5 protein-coding genes are annotated in these 6,079 nt (G+C 44.5%); all 5 read left to right on the forward strand.

All coding sequences use genetic code 11. The features are described 5' to 3' along the window. Positions 1-478 (forward strand): hypothetical protein (locus tag ACWVCM_RS12695; RefSeq protein WP_455202126.1); only part of this gene is annotated, 478 nt, incomplete at its 5' end. Between the two features lie 215 nt (positions 479-693). Continuing rightward, on the forward strand, positions 694-1,536 hold the full coding sequence (locus tag ACWVCM_RS12700; RefSeq protein ID WP_455202127.1) for a DUF6502 family protein: 843 nt from the start codon (positions 694-696) through the stop codon (positions 1,534-1,536). Continuing rightward, complete coding sequence (locus ACWVCM_RS12705) at positions 1,533-2,765, forward strand: DUF5666 domain-containing protein (RefSeq protein ID WP_455202128.1); 1,233 nt, start codon at positions 1,533-1,535, stop codon at positions 2,763-2,765. The genes ACWVCM_RS12700 and ACWVCM_RS12705 overlap by 4 nt, the downstream gene beginning before the upstream one ends. A gap of 219 nt (positions 2,766-2,984) precedes the next feature. Further along, positions 2,985-4,085: a DUF5666 domain-containing protein gene (locus ACWVCM_RS12710; protein WP_455202129.1), complete on the forward strand. Its 1,101-nt coding sequence runs from the start codon at positions 2,985-2,987 to the stop codon at positions 4,083-4,085. A gap of 202 nt (positions 4,086-4,287) precedes the next feature. Then, the coding region (locus ACWVCM_RS12715; protein ID WP_455202130.1) for an ABCB family ABC transporter ATP-binding protein/permease at positions 4,288-6,079 on the forward strand (1,792 nt) is incomplete at its 3' end.

Consider the following 6,079-nt stretch of genomic DNA (forward strand, 5'->3'; position numbering starts at 1 on the left):
GACTAACTGCCAGCCTAACTCGGGGCTACGTGAGAAACCTAATGCAAAACCGAAAATAATCAGCACCACGATCGTGGTGCTGATTATTTTCGGTTTTGCATTAGGTTTCTCACGTAGCCCCGAGTTAGGCTGGCAGTTAGTCGCGGACTGGGTATTGATTAACGGCGGCCTCTCGGCGCTCGGTGCAATCATCGCACTGGCACACCCCATTACGATTATTGGTGCTTTCATAGCGGCGCCGCTAACATCATTAAATCCAACGATCGGTGCGGGCATGGTGACTGCGGCGATCGAAACCGGCTTGCGAAAACCTAAAGTGGAAGATTTTAGCCGCTTGCGCATGGATACTACGCATGTGAAAGGCTGGTGGACCAATGGTGTAACACGAGTGTTGTTGGTATTTTTATTCAGTACCCTCGGCTCTGCAGCGGGTACCTACCTCGCTGGATTCCGAATTTTTGAGCGACTGACAACATAACTACCGAATCCCATTCATTGAGATCCAACCTTCTAAAAACGATCATACCGCTGTATTTCTGCTTATAAACACCATTCTGCAAGCATTTATGTCTAAATTTCCCGCAAATTTAGCGACCTTAAGCGTGGTTTAAGGAAATAACTGTTGAATTCCCTGTGTTTGGGATTATAATCCCAATTCAAGGTTTGGGAATATTTTCCCAAAGGTTATATGAGATGAGTACTAATAAATCACAAGAAGCACTATGCAACGCAGTATTTAAACTACTGCGACCCTTATGCCGTCTGCTGCTGCGCAACGGTGTTCCTTATGGTGCTTTTACTGATCTTGCCAAACGGGCTTATGTAGACATCGCCATGAAAGAATTCGAAGTACCAGGAAAGAAACCTACTATTTCACGTGCATCAACCATCACGGGATTGTCGCGCAAGGAAATCAAACGGGTGATGTCCATTGAAGACCCAGAAGACAACGACATGGTGGCACGTTATAACCGAGCGGCGCGCGTAGTATACGGTTGGGTTCACGATAAAGGTTATTCAAATGAGCAGGGCGAGACAGCAGATCTGGAATTTGAAAATGGGAACCCTTCGTTCAGTTCCTTAGTCAAAGCGCACAGCGGTGATGTTCCACCCAGAGCTATCTTAGATGAATTATTACAAGTCGGTGTCGTAGAAAAAACCGCAGACGGCAAAATTCGCCTACTGGCTCGTGCCTACATTCCTAAGTCCGGTGAAGCAGAAAAGCTGGCTTTATTAGGTCGCGACGTCGCCGGATTAATAACAACTATGGATAACAATATTCACGGTGTGAATGACAAACCATTTTTTCAACGCAAAGTGTTTTACGATAATTTGCCACAAGAAGCATTACCAAAATTAAGAGCGTTATTGGCAGACAGGGGTCAACAATTGCTGGAGTTCCTGGACCAGTGGATGGCAGAGCACGATCGCGACGTTAATCCAAATACTGAAGGTACAGGAAAAAAAGCAGCAGGTATCGGTGTGTATTATTTTGAAGAAGAAGGTTCCGAGGATTCCGAGGAGAGAGTGCAATGAATTCCCTGTTTAAACTTAAATGCCATCATATTTTAGGAGTAGCTGCTGCGGCATTGCTTATAGGATGTAGCGGTGGTGAATCAGGAACTGGTATGCAGGCTAGTCAGACTACAACAACGGGTGAGATTACTGGTTTCGGCAGTGTGTATGTTGGTGGTGTTAAGTTCAATACCGATAACGCAACAATTCATATCGATGGCGTTTCATCTGCTGAGAGCAGTCTTTCGGTAGGTATGGTGGTGACAGTAACTGGTAGCGTCAATAGTGATGGCTTGAACGGTACTGCCAATGCAATTACGGCCAAGACAGAAGTAGAAGGTCTGGTCTTTGCGAACGATGTCGCCACTAACAATACGCTTAATGTCATGGGTCAAATAATTAATATTTCCAATGATACTAAGTTCAAGTCAGAGATAACTGGTATCACGTCTGTCGATCAATTGATAGCAAACGTTAGCGTTGTTGAAGTGAGTGGTTATTCCGATGGTCAGGGTAATATCTACGCAACCTACATAAAAACGTTGGATTCCAATGAAGTGAAACTGCATGGCGTGATTCAGAACCTGTCTGGCAATAACGATGGCGACACGTTCGAGATTGGTGGAATAACTGTCACCTTCAATGCTGCAGCTACTCAGTTTGAGGATGTGACACAAGTACAGCTTGCAAATGGAATGTACGTTTCAGTTGAAAGCGCAAATTATACCGGCGAGCCAGTTCTTGCATCTGAGGTTGAACTCGAAGATTTCTCAGAAACGGAAGGTTCTCAGTATGAACTGGAGGGTATTGTCACAGATACCACAAATATTGGCAGTAGCGAGTTTGCGGTTAACGGACGATTAGTAAAGTTTGATAACGAAACCACGTTTATAGGTGGTGACCAAAGCAGTATACAACTGGAAGTAAAACTCGAAGTTGAAGGTAAAGTACAGGCGGACAATTCAATCCTGGCCGATGAAATATCCTTCCGCACAGAGTCGGACATGGAGATTGAAGGACCCGTAGTAAATATTGGAACAAATTCTTTAGAAATTAACGATCCTATTTTAGGCACAATAACGATAACAGTGAATGAATTCACCAGCTACGAAGACGAGATTGATGAAGATAATCGTACCTTTAATTTTGAAGACATCGAGTTAAGTATGAATGTTGATGTGAAGTTTTATGTCGACTCTGAAATGGGAAACATTGCTACGAGTATTAAACGCGTAGAAGTGGAACCTTAATCAGGTTTGACAGAAATCCGGGAGAAATGCAGTAAGTAAAAGAAATGACACTGAGTAGGTATAAACAGTGTTGAAGGAAGTAAGGATGTTTCTGGCAAAAAGTAATGGAAACATCTGCAGTGAGGTCGGCTTTAAGGCAACTACAATAAATAACCTTAGTTGCGACCGAGCTGGATTTTTAAATTTAACTTTAACTTAATTCCAGCAAGGGGATTTATTATGAAAAAACATTACGGAAAAATTTTGCCAATGTTCGCATTGCTTCCGGTTGTCGGTTTGATTGGTTGTGGAGGCTCTGGCTCTGATGGTGGTACTACAGGCGGTCGTACAGTTGGCGCTATTACAGCGGTCGGTGCAACCAGTGTCACAGTTAGTGGCTCTACTTTTGAAACTGGTAGTTCTACAGTTAGCGGTGATGAGGTTAGCAGCACGGATCAACTTAAACCCGGTATGGTGGTTAAGGTTGATGGAACAATGGATAGCTCTAATCACGGCACCGCGCATGACATTGACTACGATGCCGAAGTTGAAGGCAGGGTTGATGTAAATGACTTGGCAGGTGGCGGTGATTTTATTGTAATGGGTCAAATCATTGATATGTCAAAAAATCCTTATTTTGACAATGATGATATGCCTATGTATGCCACTATTGCTGATATTCCTGTTGGCGCCATGGTTGAAGTCAGCGGTTATTCAGATGGTATGGGTAAAATAGTTGCTACCTATATTGAGCTGGAAGACGATTCAACTGACTCCAGTGATGACATGGAGCTTGAAGGTACTGTTACCGCTCATGATCCAGCAAACGGCACGTTCAAGATTGGTGACCAAACAATTCATTACGATCCAAACACTATCAACATGATGATCAAGGATGGTATGAACGTAGAAGTTGATATGCACATGGATGACATGGGTAACATGCATGCCTATGAAATCGAAGAAGAAGACGATTACAGCGATGACTACAGCAGCGATGGCGAAGTTGAAATCGAAGGTATGGTAACCAGTGACGGCGTTACCGAAGATGGTACTTTTGAGATCAGTGCTGAGAAAACCGTAACGGTTAAGCTTGGTGATAATGTCAAATTCGAAGATGGTTTAACCGAAGCTGATATTGTAAACGGTGCCTTCATCGAAGTTGAAGGTTATCTGGATGAAAACGGTGTTCTGATCGCGCATGAAGTTAGTCGTGAAGGTGATGACGACAGTGAAGACGACAGTAGCGATGACAGCTCTGACGATAGCACAGATGACAGTACTGACAGTAGCACAGACACAAGTCCGGACAGCAGTGCAGATGATCAGACTACTATCTAAAGTTGAATAACGATACTCGAGTGAGTATTAGTAACCAACAATAAAAATTGTACAGTCTTTTCTCCCTTTGGCGGCCGCCTTGGCCGCCTTTTTTTTGCCCTGATTTTTATGAAAGCTATATATCGAATATTGCTATACGGAAATTGGTGTCGTGAATCAGATTTCAGTATGATGGCCTTTTCCTACAATCTTTGCTAAATCTATGCCGACCCATTTTAAATACACCGAAGCCCCAAGTGCCCAGCGCAGTGACTATGAAAATCTTCGTGCGTTATTTCCCTATCTGTGGGAATTTCGCGGACGTGTATTGCTGGCATTAATCAGCCTGATTCTGGCAAAAGTCGCCAATGTCGGGGTGCCGCTGGTATTGAAAGAAATTGTCGATAGTCTTGATGTAACTGCCAGTGACCTGGTTCTGGTTCTCCCGGTGATGTTGTTGCTGGCGTATGGTGCTTTGCGTTTAGCCAGCTCGTTTTTTAATGAGTTGCGCGATGTATTGTTTACCAGGGTGCGCTATCGTGCCATGCGTCGCTTGACAATACGAACCTTGCGACACTTGCATGATCTGTCATTACGCTATCATCTGGAACGAAAAACCGGCGCAATCAGCTCCGACCTGCAGCGAGGTGCTTCGAGTCTCAGTTCCTTATTGAACTACTTTACTTTCAGTATTATTCCAGTCGCGGTGGAATTTCTACTGGTTGCGTTCGTGTTGATCACTCGCTATGACTTCGTGTTTACTGTGGTAATTTTTTGTAGTGTGGCGGTTTATGTCATCTTTACTTTCAAAGTGATGAACTGGCGCATGCAATACCGCGTTGAAATGAATCGCCTGGAGTCAAAAGCGAATAATGAAGCGGTGGATAGCCTGATCAACTATGAAACGGTTAAATACTTCAACAATGAAAAAATGGAAGCGGATCGCTGCAATGAAACACTGGGTCAGTGGGAAAATAATGCTGTTTTGAGTCAAACCTCGATGTCTGCGTTAAATTTTGGGCAAGGTGCGATTATTGCGCTCGGCGTTACGGCAATTATGTTTTTCGCGGCGGGCGAAGTTGTTGATGGCGGTATGACACTCGGCGATCTGGTCCTGGTAAATGCAATATTGCTGCAGTTGTTTATTCCATTAGGTTTTCTCGGAGTAGTTTATCGGCAGATCCGTTATTCACTGGCAGATATGCATCAGCTGGTTACTTTACTAAATGAAACACCGGAAATACAGGACCGTTCTGAGTCCAAAGCGTTGGCGGTAACTCACGGTGAGATACGCTTCAATCATGTTGAATTCGCCTACCAGGAAGATCGACCGATACTGCATGATGTTAATTTCACGATTAGTCCTGGAGAAAAACTGGCTGTAGTGGGTGCAAGTGGTGCAGGCAAATCCACATTGGCGCGATTACTGTTTCGCTTCTATGATGTGAAAAGTGGTTCTATTACTATTGATGGTCAGGATCTGAGGGATGTAAGCCAGCAAAGCTTGCGGGAAGCGATTGGGATTGTGCCACAAGACACGGTGCTGTTTAATGAATCAATATATTACAACCTGGCATATGCGAAAGAAGGTGCACAGCGCGAGGATGTTGTTCGCGCAGCCAAGCTTGCCCATATTCACGATTTTATAGAGACCTTACCGGAAAAATATGACACCATCGTAGGTGAACGCGGTTTAAAGTTATCCGGCGGTGAAAAGCAACGAGTCGCGATCGCCAGAACTATTCTGAAGAATCCCAGGATATTAATTTTCGATGAAGCAACTTCTGCCCTGGATACCAAGAGCGAGCAAGCTATTCTGGCCGATCTAAAGGCGACTGCGGCCAATCATAGTACACTGGTAATTGCACACCGTTTGTCGACCATCGTGGATGCTGATGAGATACTGGTTATGGAGCATGGTCGCATCGTGGAGCAGGGAACGCATCTTCACCTGTTGGAAAGTAAGGGCTTGTACGCGCAAATGTGGGCGCGCCCACATTTGCGCGTACAAGCCC

This window comes from Kaarinaea lacus, assembly GCF_975902315.1.